This window comes from Methylophilus sp. YYY-1, assembly GCF_029132825.1.
Classification (GTDB): domain Bacteria; phylum Pseudomonadota; class Gammaproteobacteria; order Burkholderiales; family Methylophilaceae; genus Methylophilus; species Methylophilus glucosoxydans.
The window spans coordinates 65,238-85,675 of the sequence record NZ_WOVG01000001.1; the positions used below are offsets into that span (position 1 = coordinate 65,238).

At 52.0% G+C, this 20,438-nt stretch carries 20 protein-coding genes; 17 read left to right on the top strand and 3 right to left on the bottom strand.

Going from position 1 to position 20,438, the window contains the following annotated elements:
• Nucleotides 1-27: 27 nt before the first annotated feature.
• Entirely contained in the window at nt 28-879 is an 852-nt protein-coding gene (locus GOC95_RS00275) for a 2OG-Fe(II) oxygenase (protein WP_275354911.1), read from the bottom strand.
• Nucleotides 880-1,292: 413 nt separating this feature from the next.
• On the opposite strand from GOC95_RS00275, the gene GOC95_RS00280 reads away from it, so the two are divergent.
• From GOC95_RS00280 to GOC95_RS00325, 10 genes are all read left to right on the top strand, one after another.
• On the top strand, nt 1,293-2,093 hold the full coding sequence (locus GOC95_RS00280; RefSeq protein ID WP_275354912.1) for a flagellin: 801 nt from the start codon (nt 1,293-1,295) through the stop codon (nt 2,091-2,093).
• Between the two features lie 245 nt (nt 2,094-2,338).
• A complete protein-coding gene (locus GOC95_RS00285; protein WP_275354914.1) occupies nt 2,339-3,442 on the top strand; it encodes a DegT/DnrJ/EryC1/StrS family aminotransferase in 1,104 nt (367 codons plus the stop codon).
• Between the two features lie 235 nt (nt 3,443-3,677).
• Nucleotides 3,678-4,478: a flagellin gene (locus GOC95_RS00290; protein WP_275354915.1), complete on the top strand. Its 801-nt coding sequence runs from the start codon at nt 3,678-3,680 to the stop codon at nt 4,476-4,478.
• 817 nt (nt 4,479-5,295) lie between these two features.
• A complete protein-coding gene (locus GOC95_RS00295) occupies nt 5,296-6,096 on the top strand; it encodes a flagellin (RefSeq protein WP_275354917.1) in 801 nt (266 codons plus the stop codon).
• Nucleotides 6,097-6,169: 73 nt separating this feature from the next.
• Entirely contained in the window at nt 6,170-6,517 is a 348-nt protein-coding gene (locus GOC95_RS00300; protein ID WP_275354918.1) for a flagellar protein FlaG, read from the top strand.
• Nucleotides 6,518-6,547: 30 nt separating this feature from the next.
• Nucleotides 6,548-8,236, top strand: a complete 1,689-nt coding sequence (fliD, locus tag GOC95_RS00305; protein WP_275354919.1) for a flagellar filament capping protein FliD — start codon at nt 6,548-6,550, stop codon at nt 8,234-8,236.
• 24 nt (nt 8,237-8,260) lie between these two features.
• Nucleotides 8,261-8,749 (top strand): flagellar export chaperone FliS, encoded by a 489-nt coding sequence (gene fliS / locus GOC95_RS00310; RefSeq protein WP_275354920.1) that lies wholly within the window; start codon nt 8,261-8,263, stop codon nt 8,747-8,749.
• A 1-nt stretch (nt 8,750) separates the two neighbouring features.
• Complete coding sequence (locus GOC95_RS00315) at nt 8,751-9,083, top strand: flagellar protein FliT (protein ID WP_194746935.1); 333 nt, start codon at nt 8,751-8,753, stop codon at nt 9,081-9,083.
• Nucleotides 9,084-10,220, top strand: a complete 1,137-nt coding sequence (locus GOC95_RS00320; RefSeq protein ID WP_275354922.1) for a flagellar hook-length control protein FliK — start codon at nt 9,084-9,086, stop codon at nt 10,218-10,220. It abuts the gene before it with no gap.
• Nucleotides 10,207-10,485 (top strand): EscU/YscU/HrcU family type III secretion system export apparatus switch protein, encoded by a 279-nt coding sequence (locus GOC95_RS00325; RefSeq protein WP_194746933.1) that lies wholly within the window; start codon nt 10,207-10,209, stop codon nt 10,483-10,485. Before GOC95_RS00320 ends, GOC95_RS00325 begins: the two co-directional genes overlap by 14 nt.
• Nucleotides 10,486-10,558: 73 nt before the next feature.
• On the opposite strand, the gene GOC95_RS00330 is transcribed toward GOC95_RS00325, so the two are convergent.
• The gene (locus tag GOC95_RS00330) at nt 10,559-12,154 is read right to left on the bottom strand and encodes a tetratricopeptide repeat protein (RefSeq protein ID WP_194746932.1); all 1,596 of its coding nucleotides are present in this window, start codon (nt 12,152-12,154) and stop codon (nt 10,559-10,561) included.
• A 64-nt stretch (nt 12,155-12,218) separates the two neighbouring features.
• A complete protein-coding gene (fliE, locus tag GOC95_RS00335; protein ID WP_194746931.1) occupies nt 12,219-12,584 on the bottom strand; it encodes a flagellar hook-basal body complex protein FliE in 366 nt (121 codons plus the stop codon).
• 276 nt (nt 12,585-12,860) lie between these two features.
• Here fliE and fliF point away from each other — a divergent pair, with 276 nt between their 5' ends.
• The 7 genes from fliF to GOC95_RS00370 all read left to right on the top strand — a co-directional run bounded on the left by fliF (nt 12,861) and on the right by GOC95_RS00370 (nt 20,438).
• The gene (gene fliF / locus GOC95_RS00340) at nt 12,861-14,582 is read left to right on the top strand and encodes a flagellar basal-body MS-ring/collar protein FliF (RefSeq protein ID WP_194746930.1); all 1,722 of its coding nucleotides are present in this window, start codon (nt 12,861-12,863) and stop codon (nt 14,580-14,582) included.
• 3 nt (nt 14,583-14,585) lie between these two features.
• Nucleotides 14,586-15,581, top strand: coding sequence for a flagellar motor switch protein FliG (gene fliG / locus GOC95_RS00345; RefSeq protein ID WP_275354926.1), 996 nt, complete (start codon nt 14,586-14,588; stop codon nt 15,579-15,581).
• Nucleotides 15,582-15,605: 24 nt separating this feature from the next.
• On the top strand, nt 15,606-16,274 hold the full coding sequence (locus tag GOC95_RS00350) for a flagellar assembly protein FliH (RefSeq protein ID WP_275354927.1): 669 nt from the start codon (nt 15,606-15,608) through the stop codon (nt 16,272-16,274).
• Nucleotides 16,275-16,304: 30 nt separating this feature from the next.
• On the top strand, nt 16,305-17,786 hold the full coding sequence (fliI, locus tag GOC95_RS00355; protein WP_275354929.1) for a flagellar protein export ATPase FliI: 1,482 nt from the start codon (nt 16,305-16,307) through the stop codon (nt 17,784-17,786).
• An 18-nt stretch (nt 17,787-17,804) separates the two neighbouring features.
• A complete protein-coding gene (fliJ, locus tag GOC95_RS00360; protein WP_194746927.1) occupies nt 17,805-18,251 on the top strand; it encodes a flagellar export protein FliJ in 447 nt (148 codons plus the stop codon).
• An 18-nt stretch (nt 18,252-18,269) separates the two neighbouring features.
• On the top strand, nt 18,270-19,673 hold the full coding sequence (locus GOC95_RS00365; protein ID WP_275354931.1) for a flagellar hook-length control protein FliK: 1,404 nt from the start codon (nt 18,270-18,272) through the stop codon (nt 19,671-19,673).
• Nucleotides 19,674-19,823: 150 nt separating this feature from the next.
• Nucleotides 19,824-20,438 (top strand): flagellar basal body-associated FliL family protein, encoded by a 615-nt coding sequence (locus GOC95_RS00370; protein WP_275354932.1) that lies wholly within the window; start codon nt 19,824-19,826, stop codon nt 20,436-20,438.

A 20,438-nucleotide genomic window follows, 5' to 3' on the forward strand; every position in this document is an offset into this window, starting at 1 on the left:
GCGCCTTTGTTTTTGATACGTGAATCACTATGTGCCCGAGTGGCTCACAGTGGTTGCGGTCGTGACAGGCTGTACTGGTTGTTTGGCCGGCTTTTTGTTTTGGCGGTAGACCTGGCCAGAGGTCGATACATTGGCGCGCATTCTAATCAGCTCAGCAATCTCTGCATTTTCCTTCTGCTCTTCTCTAGGGGCAAATAAAGCTCTGCCTCTAGGGTCAGCATCGACAGGGGGTTCGCACAGGTAATAGACGGCCAGGCTCTTGCGATAGACACCATAAGGCTGCGTCAAGGGGCGGCTCATGCCATGCCAGGAGTTCTGGGTGGTATCAAAAATCACGGCCCGGTTAAATTTGGGGCAGACTTCTTTGATCAGTTCACCCGGCTGGTTTTGTTCAGCGTCGTGACTCCACAAACCCAAATGGCCGCCATGGTAAGCCTTCAGTTGCTCGGAGACGTAGATAATGATGTTGATTTTGCGTTGCAAGCCCAGTTTGGGGTGAATGGAGTAATCCAGGTGCGGATTCAGGTTGCCTCCGGTGCCGTGAATATGCCAGCCGCCACCATGCAACCCGTTATCAGCATATAACTGGGTGCCGACAATTTCGGACAGTTTGTCTATCACGGGTGCAGAGTTCAGGGTTTGAAACAGGGCATAGGTCAGAGCAGGGAAGGCATTCCAGTCATTTAAGGCCTTTTTATCTTCAATCTGGTTTTGGTAACAAAACCAGCGCGAAGAATCATACTCGGGAAACTCACGTGCAACCTTTTTCACCAGGTCAGGATTCAGGAAGTTATCGATCACGGCATGACGAAAGGGCTTTGCATCCTCAAAATGTTGCATTCCTTTGGTCAGTTGATTCAAATCCAGAAACGATTGCATGAAAATCCCCCTTCGCATTCATTGAGCGTGTTATGTATTTATATCGGACGCGCAAGCAATTTATTAAGGCGAATACGCATGTATTTATGCGCTAATTTTTGTAGATGCAGTACCGACCTTGGGTGGTGGCGCAGTGCGACAAGGTCCAAGCGTTTTAGCGCATGAATCAGCGCGCAGGGATATCTCTAGAAATAGTGGCAAAACCACGTTCTATTCAATGAAATCAAATATGCGGGGCTGCGATAAAGTGATTCTTAACTTGACGCAACGTTCTTACTATAACGGTCAGCATTTGCTTAACTTGAGTAATAACGTGCGAAATCAGATTAATTTAAAACAGATTTGAAGAGCTTGAGTGTGGCATGAATACTTAACATGAAGCTCGATATTTTTGTACATTAAGGAGGCTTAACATGGCTGCAGTCATTAATACCAATATTTCATCATTAAATGCCCAGCGCAATTTAAATGCATCTCAAGCTGGTTTGAATCAATCCATACAGCGTTTGTCTTCAGGGCTGCGCGTTAACAGTGCCAAAGATGATGCGGCCGGGTTGGCGATTGCAACACGCATGGACTCTCAAGTCCGTGGCAATGACGTGGCAATTCGTAACTCCAATGATGCAATTTCATATCTGCAAGTGACCGAAGGTGGTTTGTCGAAAGCGACTGATGTGCTGCAGCGTATGCGTGAGTTGGCTGTGCAGGCAGCCAACGGCAGCTACGGTAGCGGTGATCGTGCCAATCTGGACACGGAATTTACGCAACTGACTGCGGAGCTAACCCGCTTGAGCACCTCCACCCAGTTTAATGGTTTGAACGTATTTGGCGGTCCAGGCTATACCTTCCAGATTGGTTCTGGCTCTGCGGATACTTTGCAAGTAAGTTCCGTGACCGCAGCTTCCATCTCTGGAAATGTGCAAACCGCCTCAGCAGCAACGGCTGCGATTACAGCCATTGATGCGCAACTGGATTCAGTGAATACGTCACGTGCGAGTCTGGGTGCGTACCAGAACCGCTTTGAAGCGGTAATCAGCAGCTTGCAAGTGAATATCGAAAATGTTTCCGCGGCGAAATCCCGGATTATGGATGCAGACTTTGCGTCAGAAACTGCGAAGATGACCCGTAACCAGATTCTGCAACAAGCTGGCACGGCGATGCTGGCCCAGGCCAACCAGTTGCCTAACAGCGTCATGTCACTGATTAAAGGGTAGTCTTTCAGCAGCTTTCTTGGTGTATATGTTTACAGGTCGTGGGCTTTTGTCTAGGCAAAAGCTCACGACCTCTTCATTTCTGGATCATCTCATCAACACACCAGTTCTCTATCGTTCAGGATAGGCCGGTAAAACCGGTTTTGTTTTTTTCAATTTAAAGTTTCCAGATGCGATATAGTTAACGCAATCTTTGCGGTAACACGCGCGATCCCTGTTGCTGGGATGTTGATAATTGGATGCCAAACATGATTCCTTTCCTTGATCTCAAAGCCGCTTATGACGAATTGTCACCTGACCTTGAGACTGCCCTGTTAAGGGCTACCCGTTCTGGCTGGTATATCGGTGGCGAAGAAGTGGAGGCCTTTGAAGCCCAGTTTGCCGCCTATACTGGCGCACCGTATTGTGTCGGCGTGGGCAATGGCCTCGATGCACTGACCTTGGCCTTGTGCGCCATGGATGTGGGGGTGGGGGATGAGGTGATTGTCCCCTCCCATACTTATATTGCGACCTGGTTGGCGGTGAGTGCGGTCGGCGCGACTGTCGTCCCTGTCGAGCCTGCTGAGGGGCAGTTCAATATTGATGTTGCCACCATTCAGGCAAAAATCACAGCTAAAACCAAAGTTATTTTGCCCGTGCATTTATATGGTATCCCGGCAGACATGGACGCCATTTGTGCATTAGCCAAACAGCATGGCTTGCTGGTGTTGGAGGATGCTGCGCAAGCGCATGGCGCTGCCGTCAGGGGTAAACGGGTAGGTACGCATGGGGATGCGGTCGCATGGAGCTTTTACCCGGGCAAGAATTTGGGGGCTTTGGGCGATGGTGGGGCCGTCACCACAAGGCATGAGCATCTCGCCCAACGTATACGCGCGCTTGGCAATTATGGCTCAGCCGTCAAATATTACAATCTGGAGCTTGGCGTGAATAGTCGCCTGGATCCCTTGCAAGCTGCCGTGCTGTCAGTCAAGCTGGCTGCGCTGGATGAGTGGAATACACGCAGGCAGGCATTGGCGCAGCGCTATCTTGAGGGTTTGCAAGGCCTGCCTTTGCAATTGCCGGTTTCTCCAGCCTGGGCCAATACTATCTGGCATTTGTTTGTGATCGCAACGCCACAACGCGATGCCTTGCAAACCTGGTTGCAGGCGCATGGGGTGCAAACCCTGATTCATTATCCCGTCCCGCCACATTTGCAACAGGCTTATCAGTCGCTCGGTTGGCAAGCAGGTCATTTTCCGTGTGCCGAGCGTTATGCCAATCAAGTACTGAGTTTGCCCATGGGCCCGCAACTCTCAGTCACGGCTGTCGACCAGGTGATTGAGCTGGTACAGCAGTTTTTCAGAGCGCAGTAAGACTGTCTCACGCATCGCCTCGTTTAAAGTTTTTCCGAGTAGGGTCGTAAAGAGTGTCAAGTGCATGATCTTCCCAACAGAAATTTAAAGTGCATGATTAAAGAAATTTCTGGCGAAGTCGATAAAAGTAATAACAACGCTGAATAGCAAACACGAAGTCAAAAAGTGGATCAACGTTGATATGACATGCCGATTTGACACTAACTACACATAGGACTCTGAAGGAGACTAAAACATGGCTTCTGTAATTAATACCAACATTGCATCCCTGAATGCACAGCGTAACCTGAATGCTTCACAAACAGGCTTGAATCAATCGATTCAGCGTTTATCTTCTGGCTTGCGTATCAATAGCGCCAAAGATGATGCAGCGGGCATGGCGATTGCCACCCGTATGGACTCCCAAATTCGTGGCAATGAAGTTGCGATTCGTAACTCAAACGACGCGATTTCTTACCTGCAAGTGACAGAAGGTGGTTTGTCCAAAGCGACAGACGCCCTGCAACGTATGCGTGAACTGGCCGTGCAGGCAGCCAACGGCAGCTATGGTTCTGGCGACCGTACTAACCTGAACACAGAGTTTACACAGCTGACTTCAGAATTATCCCGCTTGAGTACATCTACCCAGTTTAACGGTTTGAATGTATTTGGCGGTTCAGGCTACACCTTCCAGATTGGTTCTGGTTCTGCAGACACCTTACAGGTGAGCGCAGTGACTGCGGCATCCATTAGCGGCAACGTGTCCACTGTTTCAGACGCGACTGCAGCGATTACCGCGATTGATGCGCAACTGGATGCGGTGAACACTTCACGTGCCAGCCTGGGTGCCTACCAAAACCGTTTTGATGCCGTTGTGAGCAGCCTGCAAGTGAACGTGGAAAACATTTCTGCAGCGAAATCCCGGATTACGGATGCAGACTTCGCGTCAGAAACTGCGAAGATGACCCGTAACCAGATTCTGCAACAGGCAGGCACAGCAATGCTGGCCCAAGCCAACCAGTTGCCTAACAGTGTCATGAGCTTGCTCAGAGGCTAAGTTTTCTCGAGGCTTTCAAACTATGGCGAGCATTTGTTTAGACAAGTGCTCGCTTTTCTTTTTTAGTCGCCAGCATTGTCAGTCAGCACCTGGCTATGCATCCTGATCTGCCGGTCTAACAAAACAGCATCAACCCTTGCCCTGGCGTGTCACAACATGCGCATTGCAGGCTTGTCTTGCGGATGCAACATTGCGCCTGATCTACAGCCGAGTGGCTTTCATTTCCCTTCTTCGTTTCATGATCCACAATACGTCAACCAATTCGATAAGTTTCTGAAAATAAAAAGAATACCTTTATTTTCACCTCTGATTTAAACGTACTCCATCTCTCACTGAGCGTCTGTGCGACTTTGAAGATAAGCAGGTAAAAACGTCGTTGTTTAGCCAAATTATGCTGGCTTGGTTACGGTAAAGTAGGCATGTTGGTGTAGCGCTAACTCACTTGAGTGCAGCGGGCACAAAATGAGTTCATGGAGACTGCAGGACTGAAGGAAATTACACGGGATTTTTCGCAAGAATAGACCAAGTCGTGCTGACGCGATGACCATGCTGACACCGGCATGGTCGCCATGTTGCACGGCTTGAATTTGCCATGAATGATTTGATATTAAAGTTTTTCCGAGAGGAGTCGTAAATAGTTTCAAGTGCATGATCAACCCAACAGAAATTTAAAGTGCAGCATTAAAGAAATTTCTGGCGAGGTCGATAAAAGTAATAACAACGCTGAATAGCAAACACGTAGTCGCAAGTGAATCAACGTTGATATGACATGCCCATTTGACACTCATTGGATATACGACTCTAAAGGAGATTTAACATGGCTTCTGTAATTAATACCAATATTGCATCTCTGAATGCACAGCGTAACCTGAATGCTTCACAAACAGGCTTGAATCAATCGATTCAGCGTTTGTCTTCTGGCTTGCGTATCAATAGCGCCAAAGATGATGCAGCGGGGATGGCAATTGCCACTCGCATGGACTCCCAAATTCGTGGTAGTGATGTTGCGATTCGTAACTCAAACGACGCGATTTCTTATCTGCAAGTGACAGAAGGTGGTTTGTCCAAAGCGACAGACGCCCTGCAACGTATGCGTGAACTGGCCGTGCAGGCAGCCAACGGCAGCTATGGTTCTGGTGACCGTGCCAACCTGAACACAGAGTTTACACAGCTGACTTCAGAATTATCCCGCTTGAGTACATCTACCCAGTTTAACGGTTTGAATGTATTTGGCGGTTCAGGCTACACCTTCCAGATTGGTTCTGGTTCTGCAGACACCTTACAGGTGAGCGCAGTGACTGCGGCATCCATTAGCGGCAACGTGTCCACTGTTTCAGACGCGACTGCAGCGATTACCGCGATTGATGCGCAACTGGATGCGGTGAACACTTCACGTGCCAGCCTGGGTGCCTACCAAAACCGTTTTGAAGCCGTTGTGAGCAGCCTGCAAGTGAACGTGGAAAACATTTCTGCAGCGAAATCCCGGATTACGGATGCAGACTTCGCGTCAGAAACTGCGAAGATGACCCGTAACCAGATTCTGCAACAAGCAGGCACAGCAATGCTGGCCCAAGCCAACCAGTTGCCTAACAGTGTTATGAGCTTGCTGAGAGGTTAATTGTTCAGACACTTGAATCATATCCACAGAGGCATCCCTCTGTGGATTTTAGGCTAAGCAGAGGAGCAGCATCATGAGTCAATCTATGGATGGTGTTGGCGGTAACCGCACATTAACAGGTGTGCCTGCAGTAAATAGCTTGAAGCTGGTGAAGTATGCAGAAGCCAGCGGCGAGCAAAAACCTGTCGAAGCGATGGATAAAGCCACTTTGACCGGGGCGGTAAAAAAACTGAATGACTATGTGGCGCCTGCGCTGCAAACCATACAGTTTTCGATTGATGATGACACAGACCGTATCGTCGTGAAAGTGGTCGACACCGAGACACAGAAGGTGCTCAGGCAAATCCCAAATGAGGAGGTGCTGGCCATTAGCAAGACGCTGGACAAATTAAGAGGCCTAGTCATTCGTCAAACGGTGTGATGAATTGTGATTGTATTTGGAGACTAGATTATGGCATCAATTGTAAGCTCAACGGGCTCATCAGGGTTACCTATTGACTCTCTTGTCAGTGCCATGATGACGTCTGCCCAGCAGCCGATTACCCAGATCAAGACGCAAGTCTCTACTTACAATGCCAAACTCTCTGCGTACGGTACGTTGAAAAGTGGATTGAGTACCTTCCAAACAGCTTTGGATGGTCTGTCTAGTGCCGGCAAGTTTAATGCGCAATCCGTGACGCTCACCGATTCAAACAGTATCAGCGCGACTGCAAATGGTAGCGCTACCAATGGCAACCACAGCATTTCGGTGAGCCAGCTGGCGACTTCACAACGTATTACCACGTCTGCTTATAGCGATGCCAGTACCACTTTTGGTACCGGGAGCCTGAAGATTTCCTTTGGTACTTATACCCCAGCCAACGGTAGTACGGCAGCTTCTTTTACTGCGAATAGCAGCAAAAATGCGATTACGGTCAATATCGACAGTAGCAACAATACCCTGTCCGGTATCCGTGATGCCATTAACGCACAAAATGCTTCTGTCACGGCTTCTATTGTCAATGACGGTACTGGTAACCGCCTGGTGATCACTTCCATGGACACTGGTGCAGCCAATAGTCTGAAGATTGATGTCACGGATAACGATGGCAACAATACCGACGGTAGCGGCTTGTCCACCTTTGCTTATGACCCGACCGCCTCCAGTGGCAGTGGTAAAAACTTAAGTGAGCTTCAGGCTGCTCAAAATGCGTTATTGACTGTTGATGGGTTGAGCATCAGTAAGGCGAGTAACACCATTACTGATGTGATTGAGGGCGTGACCTTAAACCTGAAGGCGGTCACCAGCACGCCTAATGCAATGACGATTGCGACGGACAATAGCGCGATTAAAAGTTCTGTACAGAGCTTTGTCGATGCCTACAATAAACTGAATACCAGTCTGCGTAGCCTCACAAAGTTCGTTGATGGCGGATCTTCTGCCAATGGCCCTTTGCTGGGTGACTCGGTGGCACGTGACGTGTCAGTGAAACTCGGATTAATGATGTCCCGCATCTCTCCTACGGCCAGTACCTACCGTACCTTGAGTGATATTGGCGTCACCGTGGGCGATGGCGGAGTCATGACGCTGGACGATACCAAGTTTCAGAAAGCGATGGCGAATAGCCCTTCCGATGTGGCGAAAATTTTTTCACCTTCGGCAAGCAGTACCGATCCATTGGTCAGCTTTGTCAGCAGTGGGGATAAAACAGTTTCTGGCACCTATGCCGTCAATATCTCACAAGCGGGGAGCAGCTCACAAGATGTGGCTGGTACCCTGAATGGTGTGAATGCGATTGGCAGTGGTAATACCCTGACCGGCGCGTTTGGTCAGAATAGTGCAGGTTTGAAACTCAGTATTTTAGGCGCGGCGACTGGAGACCGTGGCACGGTGACTTTCAACCGCGGCCTAATCGGGGAGTTTAGTAGCATGCTTGATAGCTGGCTGGACTCCGATGCTGCGTTGGCCACCAGGACAGACGGTTTGCAGTCGTCTATTAAATCATTGAATAAAAAAGCCGATGACTTGAGCGCCAAGCTGCCAAGTCTTGAAGCAAGTTATCGTGCCCAGTACGCAAAACTGGACGCATTACTCAGCAGCATGCAAACCCAGAGCAGTGCGTTGACACAACAATTGAGTGCAATAAGCAAAAATAGCTAATCGCGGAATATTATCAGGAGAATCATGATGTTTGGATCGAAACAATCTGGCATTAATGCCTACGCCAAAGTAGGTTTGGAAACCGGCGTCGTGGATGCCAGTCCGCTCAAGCTGACGATCATGCTTTACGAAGGCGCTGTAACTGCCTGCATCCGCGCGCAGCAAGCGATTCAAAAGCAGGATATTCCGCAAAAAGGTGAATATATATCCAAAGCCATTTCCATCATTGAAAGCGGTTTGCGTACCAGTTTGAACAAACGTGCAGGGGGCGAGGTTGCCCTCAATCTGGACCAGTTGTATGAATACATGATACGTACACTCATGCAAGCGAGCCTGCGTCAGGATAGTAGTAAAGTTTATGAAGTTCAGCAGTTGCTCATGGAGTTGAAAGGCGCCTGGGAAACGCTGGAAAAATCGGGGATGAGCCGCCTTGCACAACAGAATGCCTTGGAAAACTCGGCGATCGCAGAAAAAGCACAGGCGTATCAACATTTGGCCATGGCCGGGGCCTGATATGTCCAAGGCGCTGATTAATACTTATGAGTCTGCTGCCAAAATCATGGCGCAGATGCTGCTGGCCGCTCAGCAAAATGCCTGGGAAAAAGTGACAGAGCTGGAGCAGTCTTACATGCTCAAGATCGAAGTGATCAAAGCGCTGGAACAAACCTTGCGTTTACAATCCGAGCAACTGACACAGGCGCAGCACTTGCGCAAACAGGAGTTAGTGCAGAAAATTTTGGCCGATGATGGCGAGATCCGTAATTTGCTGTATCCCGTCATGCATCGTATTACCGATATGATTTTTGATGCGCAGCTACATGCACGCACCCCACCGGATGTGATTTAGATGATTCCTATCCCGCAAGTCCTCTCACAACGTTTCATTACCAGTGAAACTGAGAACTTGCGTGCGGTCACTTCCATCATGCCGGTGGAAGGTACCCAGGCCGAAGCCCCTTTATGGGAACGCATGCGTCCAGGCATGCAGTTTACCGGACTGATTTTGCAAAAAGACACCGCTCAAAAAGGCGCAGGCAATGCCGACCTGGCTGCTTTTAAAGTGCAAATCCAGTTACCCAACCAGCCACCCATGGTGGTGCAGATGCAATTACCCGCTTACTTGTCGCAACAGCAAACACTGAACATGCAGTTTATGGGGCTGGCACAAGGCCAGGGCAAAGACGCCGAGGGTTATCCGCAAGTGCGCTGGGGTGTGCAGTCTTCCGCGGCGGGGACGTCACGGCTGTCGACAGCTGGGTTGCTGGCAGAGACGCCACATGCAGACAACCCCGCTACTATGCAAAGTCTGGTACAGAATGCGGCCGGGCAATCGAGTCTGGTCGAGTTAAGCTCTCCCGCCAGAAACCTACAGCGCTGGCTGGATGCCAGCCCGTTTCAGTCGCAATCTGCCGTCTTGCAGGCACAAACCGTGGTCAGCAACAGCCCGCAAAAGCCGCAAGTGCTGGCGCAAGATCTCAAGCATGCGCTGGATAGCTCGGGCTTGTTCTATGAGTCTCACCTGAAAGAGGCGACGCTGGGCACCCGGCCCTGGCATCAACTACTGCAAGAGCCGCAAAACAAACCTCACTTTGTACCGCCGGAGATGGTGTCGCAACAGTTACAGGTGCTGGAACAGCAGCGTGTGATTTGGCATGGTGAAGTCTGGCCCGGCCAGATGATGGAGTGGCAGGTCAGTGAGCGCAAAAATTCCCAGCAGTCTAGCGAAGACCCGACCTTAAACAGTTTGTTTAGCAATTTGAAATTGCAGCTGCCAAGGCTGGGCGAGGTGGCTGTAAGAATCACGCTGGCTAACGGGCGCTTTAGTGTCCGTGTGCAGCCCACGGATGCAGCGAGCCTCAAGGAAATGCAATCTGGCCGCAGTACGCTGGCCATGAATTTGCAAGCTTCTGGCGTGAAGCTGGATTCCTTGCAAATCGTGCGTGAAGAAATCGCGCAGCACAGGCCGCAATATGCAGCAGGATAAGCCTTATACCCAATCTGCCGTGGCCCTGGCTTACGAAGCCGGGGATTTGGCGCCACGTGTGGTGGCCAAAGGCAATGGTCTGCTCGCACAACGCATCATTGCCCTGGCGCAAGAACACGAAGTCTATGTGCATGAGTCACAAGCCATGCTCAACCTGCTCATGCAGGTCGAACTCGATGCCCATATTCCCCCACAGTTGTACCAGGCGATTGCTGAAATTCTGGCTTGGTTATACAAGCTGGAACAAGGGCAGGCCGACCATTAAACTGGCCAGTCTCAGATAGAGACTTTGTCGCAGTAACATTGCCGCCTCCTGTTTTGCCAGAGAGTTACTGGGTCTACGATTTTTCTGCAATCACTTCTGCCAGCGCCTGTTTGACGTCTGTAATGACACTTGTCCAATCATGCTCATGGGCTCTGAACAGTCTGGCCGAGGGATACCACGGACTGTCTTCGCGTGCGAGCAGCCAACGAAAATCAGGTGGGTCAGCTAACAATATCCATACCGGTTTGTGCATGGCGCCAGCCAGATGTGCGACTGAAGTATCCACTGAAATAATCAGATCCATGTGTGCGATGAGCGCAGCTGTATCGCTAAAATCCTCTAGTTCGGCCTGGTGCTGCGTGAGTTGTGGTAGCCCGCTTAACGCAGCCTGGTCAGTATCGCGGACTTCTTTTTGCAGGCTATGAAAACTCGCATCCAGTGCCAGCAACGGCGCCAGCTGCGCTAGCGGAATGCTGCGGTAACGATCTTTCTGATGCGTGGTGGATCCTGACCAGACCAGGCCTACCCGTAATCTTTTCTGATCTCTCATCTGCAGACGGCTTACCTTGTCAGGCGCGGCAAACAGGTAAGGGGTGTGCTGAGGCAGATTGCCGAGTTCTGTCTTGAAGACATATGGCAAGCTCATGAGCGAACAATGGTAATCATAGTCCTGATAAGCGGTGCCCGCGGCAATCAGTAAATAGTCTGGCCCCAGTGAGCGCAACAAGGGAATCAGGCTCGCTTGCGCTTCAATAATGACCTGTGCACCCAAGGCGGCGACCAGTTTGGCGTAGCGTATAAACTGGATGGTATCGCCCAGACCCTGTTCGGTGTAAAGCAAGATACGCTTGCCTTGCAGGGATTGTTCGCCGGTCCACATCGGTTGCACACAGGCTGCACGGCGTCCCCTGGGCAGATGTGGCGCATGTTTGCCACTTTCGTACATGGCCCAGCCTTGCGCATAATCGCCGGTGAGCAACTGGAATAACGCCAGATTCCAGTGCAACGTCGGGTTGTGTGGCTCCAGTGCCAGCGCCTGACGATAACAGTCGCTGGCCATGTCAATGTCCAGCATATCCAGATACAGGTTGGCCAGATTAAGATAAAACAACGCGTTCTGCTGATCGGCTAGCGGGATTTGCTGGTAGCTGGCCAAGGCCTCATGATGGCGGCCAAGCACGTGTAAGATGCTGCCTCGGCACAATAAGGCCGGTGCCAGCGTGGGTGCATAGCCGACCAGGTGGTCTGCACTGAGCAAGGCTTCTTCATAGCGGCCGAGCCGACTCAGGATCAGGCTTTTGCTGTGTAAGGCGGCAACGCAAGCCGGGTTTAACTGTAAAGCAAATTCATGATGGGCGAGCGAAAACTCAAATTGCTCTAATTCAAACAGCAAGTTGCCGCATTCGATAAGTGTGGGTTCATGCTCAGGCGCAAGATGCAGGGCCTGGTTAAAACAGTGCAGGGCCTGCGGGGCGTTTTTTTGCTGCTTGAACAGCATTCCCTTTTGAAACCAGGCTTGAACATTCGCGGGGTTGCTGGCTAACACGGCGTCAGGTGACTCGTGGCTGGCGGTACTGCCTGATGGCCGCAATACTGGCGTGCCATTGAGTCGCATCAGCGGGGCAGAGGGGGTGTGTTGTATCAAGCCAGCCACGGGTTGAGCCTGCATTGTTCTTTTCTCACTGTTAAAACGGACTGATGGTCTGGCCCAGTCGCCAGCTGGCTAGTTAAGCCTAGACTTGCATATTCATCATGTCCTGATAGGCGGTGACCAGTTTGTTGCGGACTTGCACTGTGGCCTGAAAGGCGATATTCGCTTTTTGCCCGGAGATCATGACATCAGACAGGCTGACATTGTCATTTCCCATGGCAAAATCCTTGCCCATTTGTTCGGCCTGCAATTGCATATTGTTGACCTGGTCCAGAGAGGATTTCAGCGCATCACTAAAGCTCACTTGTGTCGTCGGGCTTGCCTGGGGCGGCTTGGCGACAGGATTGGCAATAGCACTGTTGCCCAGACCTTCTGGTTTTTGAGCCGCCGCCCGTAATTGCGCCAGCATGGAGGAGATGCGTTGTGCATCAATACCGCCTGCGTTCATAGGTGTCTCCTTTCATCCTGTACTCGTTTCGTGGGGGAGGCCATCACCTCTTATCTCATGGTGAGCACTGTAACATTGCGCCAGCTGGACTGCTTTGCAAAATAGGCAACATTAATCCGTCTTATTTGCTGATTTGAATAGGCAGGGTCAGCGCATAATGTGATCCATGTGAAAGTGTCCTGACAGGATATTGAAGTTCAAAAGAGGTGGCAGCATGACCGGCAATCAACAGGCCGGGAGGCAGGTCACTGCAAGTAGGTAATATTGGAGGTTCAGATGGCTGCTGATGCTGCCTTATTAACAACAAGCAATGAGTCTGGCGGAGCGTCCAACATGTTTGGGCAGCTCGGACAAAAGTTAATGCTGGTCGCCGGGATTGCTGCCGTGGTCGCGGTGATGGTGGTGTTCTGGCTGTGGAGTCAGAAGCCGGATTACCGGGTGTTGTTCTCCAACTTTGCTGACAAGGATGGCGGTGCCATCGTCGCCGAGTTGGATAAATTGAATATCCCTTATCAATTTGCCGATGGTGGGGGTGCCATTCTGGTGCCTGCTGACATGGTGCATCAGGCACGTTTGAAACTGGCGGCACAAGGTCTGCCCAAAGGCGGCAACATCGGCTTTGAACTGCTGGAAAACCAGAAATTTGGCGTGTCGCAGTTTGTTGAGCAGGTAAACTTTCAACGCGGCCTTGAGGGCGAGCTGGAACGCAGTATCCAGTCTATCTCTGCCGTGCAGGCTGCTCGTATCCATCTGGCGATTCCCAAGCCCAGCGTGTTTGTGCGCGAGCAACAATACCCAACCGCTTCTGTGCTGCTCAATCTGCACAATGGCCGCCGGTTAGACGCGCAACAAGTGGGTGCCGTCGTGCATCTGGTGGCAAGCAGTGTGCCTAACCTGTCTGCCGATCACGTCACCGTGGTCGATCAAAACGGCAATTTGCTGTCTGACAACGCCAATAAGCTCAAGCAAAGTGGCCTAGACCCAGAGCAGATGGCCTACGTGGAGAATATGCAAAATAGCATTGCTCGCCGTGTGGAATCCATTATTACGCCTATCGTCGGTGCGAAAAATGTGCATGCCGAAACCAGCGCCGAGATTGACTTCTCGATGACAGAACAGGCCAACGAGTCCTATAAACCCAACACCAAGCCGGATGACATGGCAATTCGCAGTGCGCAAAGCCATGAGACGCAAAATACCGGCGCCAACAACGGCGCGGTACCTGGTGCTTTGTCTAACCAGCCGCCTGCAGATGCAACTGCTCCGATCAATGCCCCTGGTGCGCAGGGTCAAGGGGAAAATGCTGCGCCTGCTGCTGCCCCAACCCCACCACAAAATACGCAAAAAGATACCACCACTAACTACGAGCTGGACAAGACTGTGAGCTATATCCAGCAGGCCAAGGGCGGCATCAAGCGCCTGCATGTGGCGGTGGTGGTCAATCACATCCCAGTCGTGGATAGCACCGGTAAAACGACTTACCGTGCACTGACCGCGGCCGAGAAGCAGCAGGTAAGCGACCTGGCAATGCAGGCCATGGGCTACAACAAAGAGCGTGGCGATACTATCTCTGTGGTGAATACCCCGTTCGTGGCCGAAGCACAGGAAAAACTGGTTGAGCCACCGCTGTGGAAGGACCCTGTCATGATTGAGTATGGTAAAGATGCCTTGCGCTTCCTGGCTGGCGTGGTGGTGTTGATGATGATTTATAAAAAATTGCTCAAGCCGATGGCCACCAAACTGACTGGCGCGGATAAAAAACAACTGGCTGTGACTGCGGCACAAAACGCGGCAGCAGGCGGTGAAGCGGTTGCCGGCGCGGCAGGCAGTGCAGCTGAAGGTGAAGATGCACTGGTCACATTGAGTGGCGATCCTCCTGCGTTAACGGGCGATGATGGCCGGATGGATCAAACCTTGCTGGCCGTGAAGCAGGTGGCCAAAGAAAACCCACGCATGGTCGCGAATGTGGTTTCCAGCTGGGCGACTGCGGAGAAATAAACCATGACTGAAGGCTTGACTAAAAGCGCGATTTTGATGCTTGCCCTCGGTGAAGACGAAGCGGCGGAGGTGATGAAGTATTTGTCACCCAAAGAGGTACAGCGGCTGGGCATTGTCATGGCCTCAATGAAGCCGGTGCCACGTGAAGAGGTAACTGAAGTGCTGGAGTCCTTTATGGTCGACTTTGCCGGCAGCAGTGACTTCGGTCTGGATTCGGACGCCTATATCCGCTCGGTTCTGATCAAAGCCTTTGGTGATGACAAAGCTTCTAACCTGTTAAGCCGGATTCCGCAATCGCAAGATGCCGCGGGTATTGAAAGCCTGAAGTGGATGGATGCCTTCAGCGTGTCCGAGTTTATCAAGAATGAGCATCCACAGATTATCGCGACCATCTTGTCACATCTGGAGGCAGACCAGGCCGCAGAAATTCTGGGGCATTTTACTGACCGTTTACGTCAGGATGTGATTTTGCGGATTGCCACGCTCGACAGCATTAAACCGGCCGCGCTCAAAGAGCTCAATGAAGGCATGATGAAAATGCTGTCAGGCAATGAAAACCTGAAGCGTCAGCCGATAGGTGGCGTAAAAACCGCGGCTGAAATCATGAACTACCTGAGTGGCGACAACGAGGCCAAATTGATGGAAGGCCTCAAAAGCTATGATGACAATATGGCGCAGGAGATCATGGACCAGATGTTTGTGTTTGACAATATTCTGGAAATTGACGACAAAGGCATTCAAACGCTGCTGCGTGAGGTGCAATCTGATATGTTGATTGTGGCTTTGAAGGGAACCTCTGATGAAATGAAAGAGAAGTTCCTGCGCAATATGTCTTCGCGTGCAGCCGATATGATGCGTGAAGACATGGAAAGCCGTGGTCCGGTCAAGTTGTCTGAGGTTGAAGCACAGCAAAAACAAATTCTGCAAATTGTGCGCAGGCTGGCCGATGAGGGCCAGATCATGCTGGCTGCCAAAGGCGACGGCGAGCAATATGTTTAAATCCAGTCAGTGTAAGGAAGCATAATGGTGGCTGCAGCAATCCCAAAAGAACAGATGAGTGCCTATCAGCGCTGGGAGATGGCCAGTTTTGATGATGCTAATAGCAGTGAGAGCGTGCGTCGCAAACAGGCACAGGCCGATGAAGCCGCACGCACGGTCACTGAAATTCTCAAGCAAGTCCGCCAGGAAGCCTATGAAGAAGGGTTCAAGATTGGTTATGGCGATGGCATGCAGCACGCGCAGGCACAGCTGGAAAACGAACGTGGTCAGTTGTTGCAAATGGCGCAGAGTTTCCAGCAGGCGCTGGCGTTTCAGGATAGCCAAGTTGCCGAGTCTGTTTTGAGCCTGGCGCTGGATCTGGCCAAAGCCATGATGAAAACCAAGCTGCAGGCTGATCCGCAGGCGGTGCTCCCGGTCGTGCTGGATGCCATGCACTATTTGCCCCAAGTCAGACAGCCCGCGCGCCTGATTGTGCATCCGGACGATGCGCAGGTGCTGCGCAGTCATATCGGCGACACACTCAAAGAGCAAGGCTGGCAAATTGTGGAAGAACTGCAAGTCGAACGTGGCGGTTGCCTGGTTGAAACGGCAGATAACCAGATTGATGCCAGCAATGAGGTCCGCTGGAAGCGTCTGGTACAAGGGCTGTCACGCTATGATGACTGGCATAAACCTGCCTCCACCCACGAATAAGTTTTTCACTTTCTAGTTTAAGCCTACGTCATGACAATTTCAGATTCAGGGCTGCCGACGTTAGACGCGGTTGCTGACAATAGCCCCCAAGTCACCAATGAGCCTCCCAAGCAGCCCAATGTGCATGAGCAACGCTGGCAAAGTTATTTGCGCGATTGCAGTGAACTGATCAATATGGTCGACCCGCTTGAAGTCGCGGGGCGTATCGTCAAGGTGACCGGCCTGGTGATGGTCGCTACCGGTATCAAAATGCCAATAGGCGGTGCCTGTTTTATCCCGTTACAGGATGGTGGCCGGGTAGAAGCCGAGGTGGTGGGATTCGATGGCGAGAATCTGCTGCTCATGCCGCAAACCGCGTTGGAGGGGGTGACCCCGGGCGCCAAGGTGTTCAGCATGGAAATTGCTGAAACCGTGCCAAAACCACAAATCGGCCGCCCGCCACGTCGACGTGCACAGGATAGAGCGCGCCATTTTCCGGTAGGGGATGGCTTGCTCGGACGCGTGGTCGATGCAGCCGGTAATCCGCTGGATGGTCTGGGCCTAATTCCGGGGGATGTGACCGCGCCGCTCAATGGCCGCGTGATCAACCCATTGCAACGGGCACCGATTGAAGACACCCTGGATGTAGGTGTGCGTGCGATCAACGCCATGCTCACCGTGGGCAGGGGGCAGCGCATGGGCCTGTTCGCCGGTTCTGGTGTGGGTAAGAGTGTGCTGCTGGGCATGATGGCCCGTTACACCACTGCGGATGTGATCGTGGTCGGCCTGATTGGTGAACGGGGCCGCGAGGTACAGGAATTTATCGAGCAGATTCTGGGGCCGGAGGGGCTGGCACGCTCTGTGGTGGTCGCTGCACCTGCCGACGTCTCGGCATTGATGCGCTTGCAAGGCGCGAGTTATGCCACGGCCATTGCCGAGCGTTTCCGCCAGCAAGGCAAAAATGTGTTGCTGATTATGGATTCACTCACGCGTTATGCCATGGCGCAACGCGAAATTGCCCTGGCCATTGGTGAGCCACCGGCAACCAAGGGCTATCCGCCTTCTGTGTTTGCCAAATTGCCGGCACTGGTCGAGCGTACCGGCAACGGCGCCAGGGGCGAGGGCTCGATTACAGCGTTTTATACCGTGTTGACCGAAGGCGATGACCAGCAGGATCCGATTGCGGACTCTGCGCGCGCGATTCTGGACGGACACATCGTGTTGAACCGCAGCCTGGCTGAAAGCGGACATTACCCCGCCATTGATATCGAGCAGTCGATCAGTCGCGCCATGCACAACATTACCAGCAAAGAACATCAACAGGCCGCCCGCATGCTCAAGCAGTGGTACTCACGCTACCTGCGGAATCAGGACTTGATCGCGGTAGGTGCTTATCAGCCAGGATCAGACCCCATGCTGGATATCGCGATTAGAAAACGTGACGACATCAATGCCTTTTTACAACAAGACATTGATGAGTGTGCGGATATGCAGCATAGCCTGCAGCAATTAGCCAACACGCTAACCTTATAGCCCCTTTAAAGCGAGCCCATGGCCAAACAATCCACCCAAACCCTGACCTTGCTTAACCAGTTGGCTGCCGATGAAGTGGAAGCGGCGATGCAGGCGCTGGCCCAGGCCATGCAACAGCTGGAACAGGCGCAACAGCAGCAAGTCATGCTGGCGCAATATCAGCAGGAATATGAGCAGCAATGGCAGCAGGTAGTGCAAAACGGCCTTAAAGCCGATTTATACCGTAATTTTCAGGGCTTTTTCTCGCAATTGGAATTGGCGGTACGCACGCAAAATGCTCAAATCGAACAATGTCAGGCGATTGTCCAGCAGCAGCGGTTGCGGTTGCAGGAAAAACAGCGCAAGCAAAAGTCTTATGAAGTGTTGATTACGCGGGCCCAAACCTCACAGGCCAAGGCTGAAAACAAGCGTGATCAGAAAATGATGGACGAATTTGCCAGCCGCGCCAGACGAGCACGTTGGTAAATAGCCGGGAGTAATGTGATGGCCTTGATTAATTCACCAGTACTGCCTACCCAGGCGTCAGAGGCGCTTAAAGCGCCCATGACGTCGTCAGGCGGCCAGGAGCCGGTGTCACCCGATGCGTTTTCACAAACCTTGCGCCAGCAAATGGCCCAAGCCCAACCTGCTGCGCCTAAAGACAAGCCTGCTGCGCCCAAAGCGGAGAGCAACACTGAGCAAGGTGCTGTGTCGAATAAGGCGAGTGAACCGACTGAACCGGCTGAACCGGCTGACAAAGCCACTGCCGCCACGGGGACAGAAGTCGCCCCAACCGAAAAAAATATTCCCCACCTCGCAGGCAAAACCAAGGCCAAATCCAAAGCAGACGAGAACACCAGTCTGGCAAACAATGTAGCCAAAGAGCCTTCTAGCGTGGTCTCTCCTGTTGTGGGGGTAATTGACCGTGCCAGTTTGACCGATGCCAATCCTGACCAGAAAAAAACTGGTGTTGGCACGACTGAGGATACCAGTGCTGCGGCTGCCGGCATCATGCCATGGATGCAGACCATGCTTGCGATGCGGGCCAATCAGCCCGCAGAGGCTGCAAAAGGTGGCGCCGAAGGGGTAGCATTGACCCTTAGTAACGGTCGCTTTGCAGCCGCTGGCTTCGATAAAGCCTCTAGCCAACACGGGATAACGAATGAGTTGCAGATCACGCCAGCCACCGACAAAGACACGCTGACAGCAGCGACCGCGGTTGTGCCAGACGGTAAGCAGCTCTCGAGTCTATCCACCAAATCAGAAAAGACGGCGGAAGGTTTTACAGCGCTGTTGAATAACGCAAAATTGACCAGCGCGGAGATTGGCTTGCCTAAAGGCATGGAGCAGGCCGTGCGTGCGCATGAAACGACGCAGGGCGCCAGTACATTGACCACGCCGCCCATGATAGAGACCATGCAGAATACGCCTTGGTTGCAATCGGCTGGCGTGACCGATCTGAGCCAGGTGGTCACCACCCAGATTACGACGCCGTTTACCGATGATCGTTGGCAAGCGGCAATTAACCAGCATGTGATGCAGATGGCTAGCCAGAGCGACGAAGTGGCCAGCCTGACATTGTCGCCCCCGGATTTGGGGCCCATCCAGGTGGTGTTAAAGGTCGATAACCAGTCAGTGAATCCCAGTTTTATCACGGATAACCCTCTGGTGCGCCAGGCGCTGGAAGATGGCATGCAGGATCTGCGTGATCGCATGCAGTCCCAGGGCTTGCAACTGGGCCAGACCTTCGTCGGGAATGGGCAGCAAGCGCAACAGCATTTTGAACAGCAATCCAGCCGTGATTCTGCAAGGACTGCAGCCCCTGCGGCTGAGTCAGACACGGCGATCGCACCGCAAACGGCAGTCCAGCCACGTGTGGTACGTGGCCTGGTGGATACGTTTGTATAAGCATTGCTCCAGGCTGGCTAGCATGCCTTACCCAGCATAAAGGTCGATTTAACGCTGATTTTCCCCTTTTATCCGGCAATGTTTTGCTGGGCGCTCTCCGCATAATGACACCATATATCGTCAAGGTTTTACAGTAAGAAAGGTAGTGTCATGGCTCAAGAACCAGCAAAAGCAGACGGTGCAGCAGAGGCCGCCCCCAAATCCAAGAAAAAACTGATTGTGATCCTGGCCGTGGTGCTGGCGTTAGCCGCTGGCGGCGGCGCAGCAGCCTTCTTCCTGATGAAAAAACCTGAGGCGCATCAGGCCAAAGATAAGCACGGTAGCAAGGCCGAGAAGGAAGATGGCCACGAAGAAGGTGCTGCTGAGGGCGAAGAGGAAGAGGCCGCAGCCGATGAAGAAGAGGAAGAGCATGAAAGCGGTGGTGGCGGTGGCCATGGTGAAGCGGGTGCGGGCCCGGCCTATTTGCAATTTGAAACGTTTACCGTGAACTTGCTGCCTGATCCCGATGAAAAGTTTTTGCAACTGGACCTGACCATTGAGGCCAAAGACACTGCGCTGGCCGACAAAATGAAGGCACAAATGCCGCTTATGCGTAACCGTGTATTGATGTTGCTCACCAGTAAAAAAGCATCGGATATTGCGACCCCTGAGGGCAAAGCTCAGCTCAGCGAAGAACTGCTGACAGAACTGAAAAAACCATTGAAAAAGGGGGGTAAACAACTCAAGATCAAACAGGTGTTGTTTACTTCATTTGTCATCCAGTAA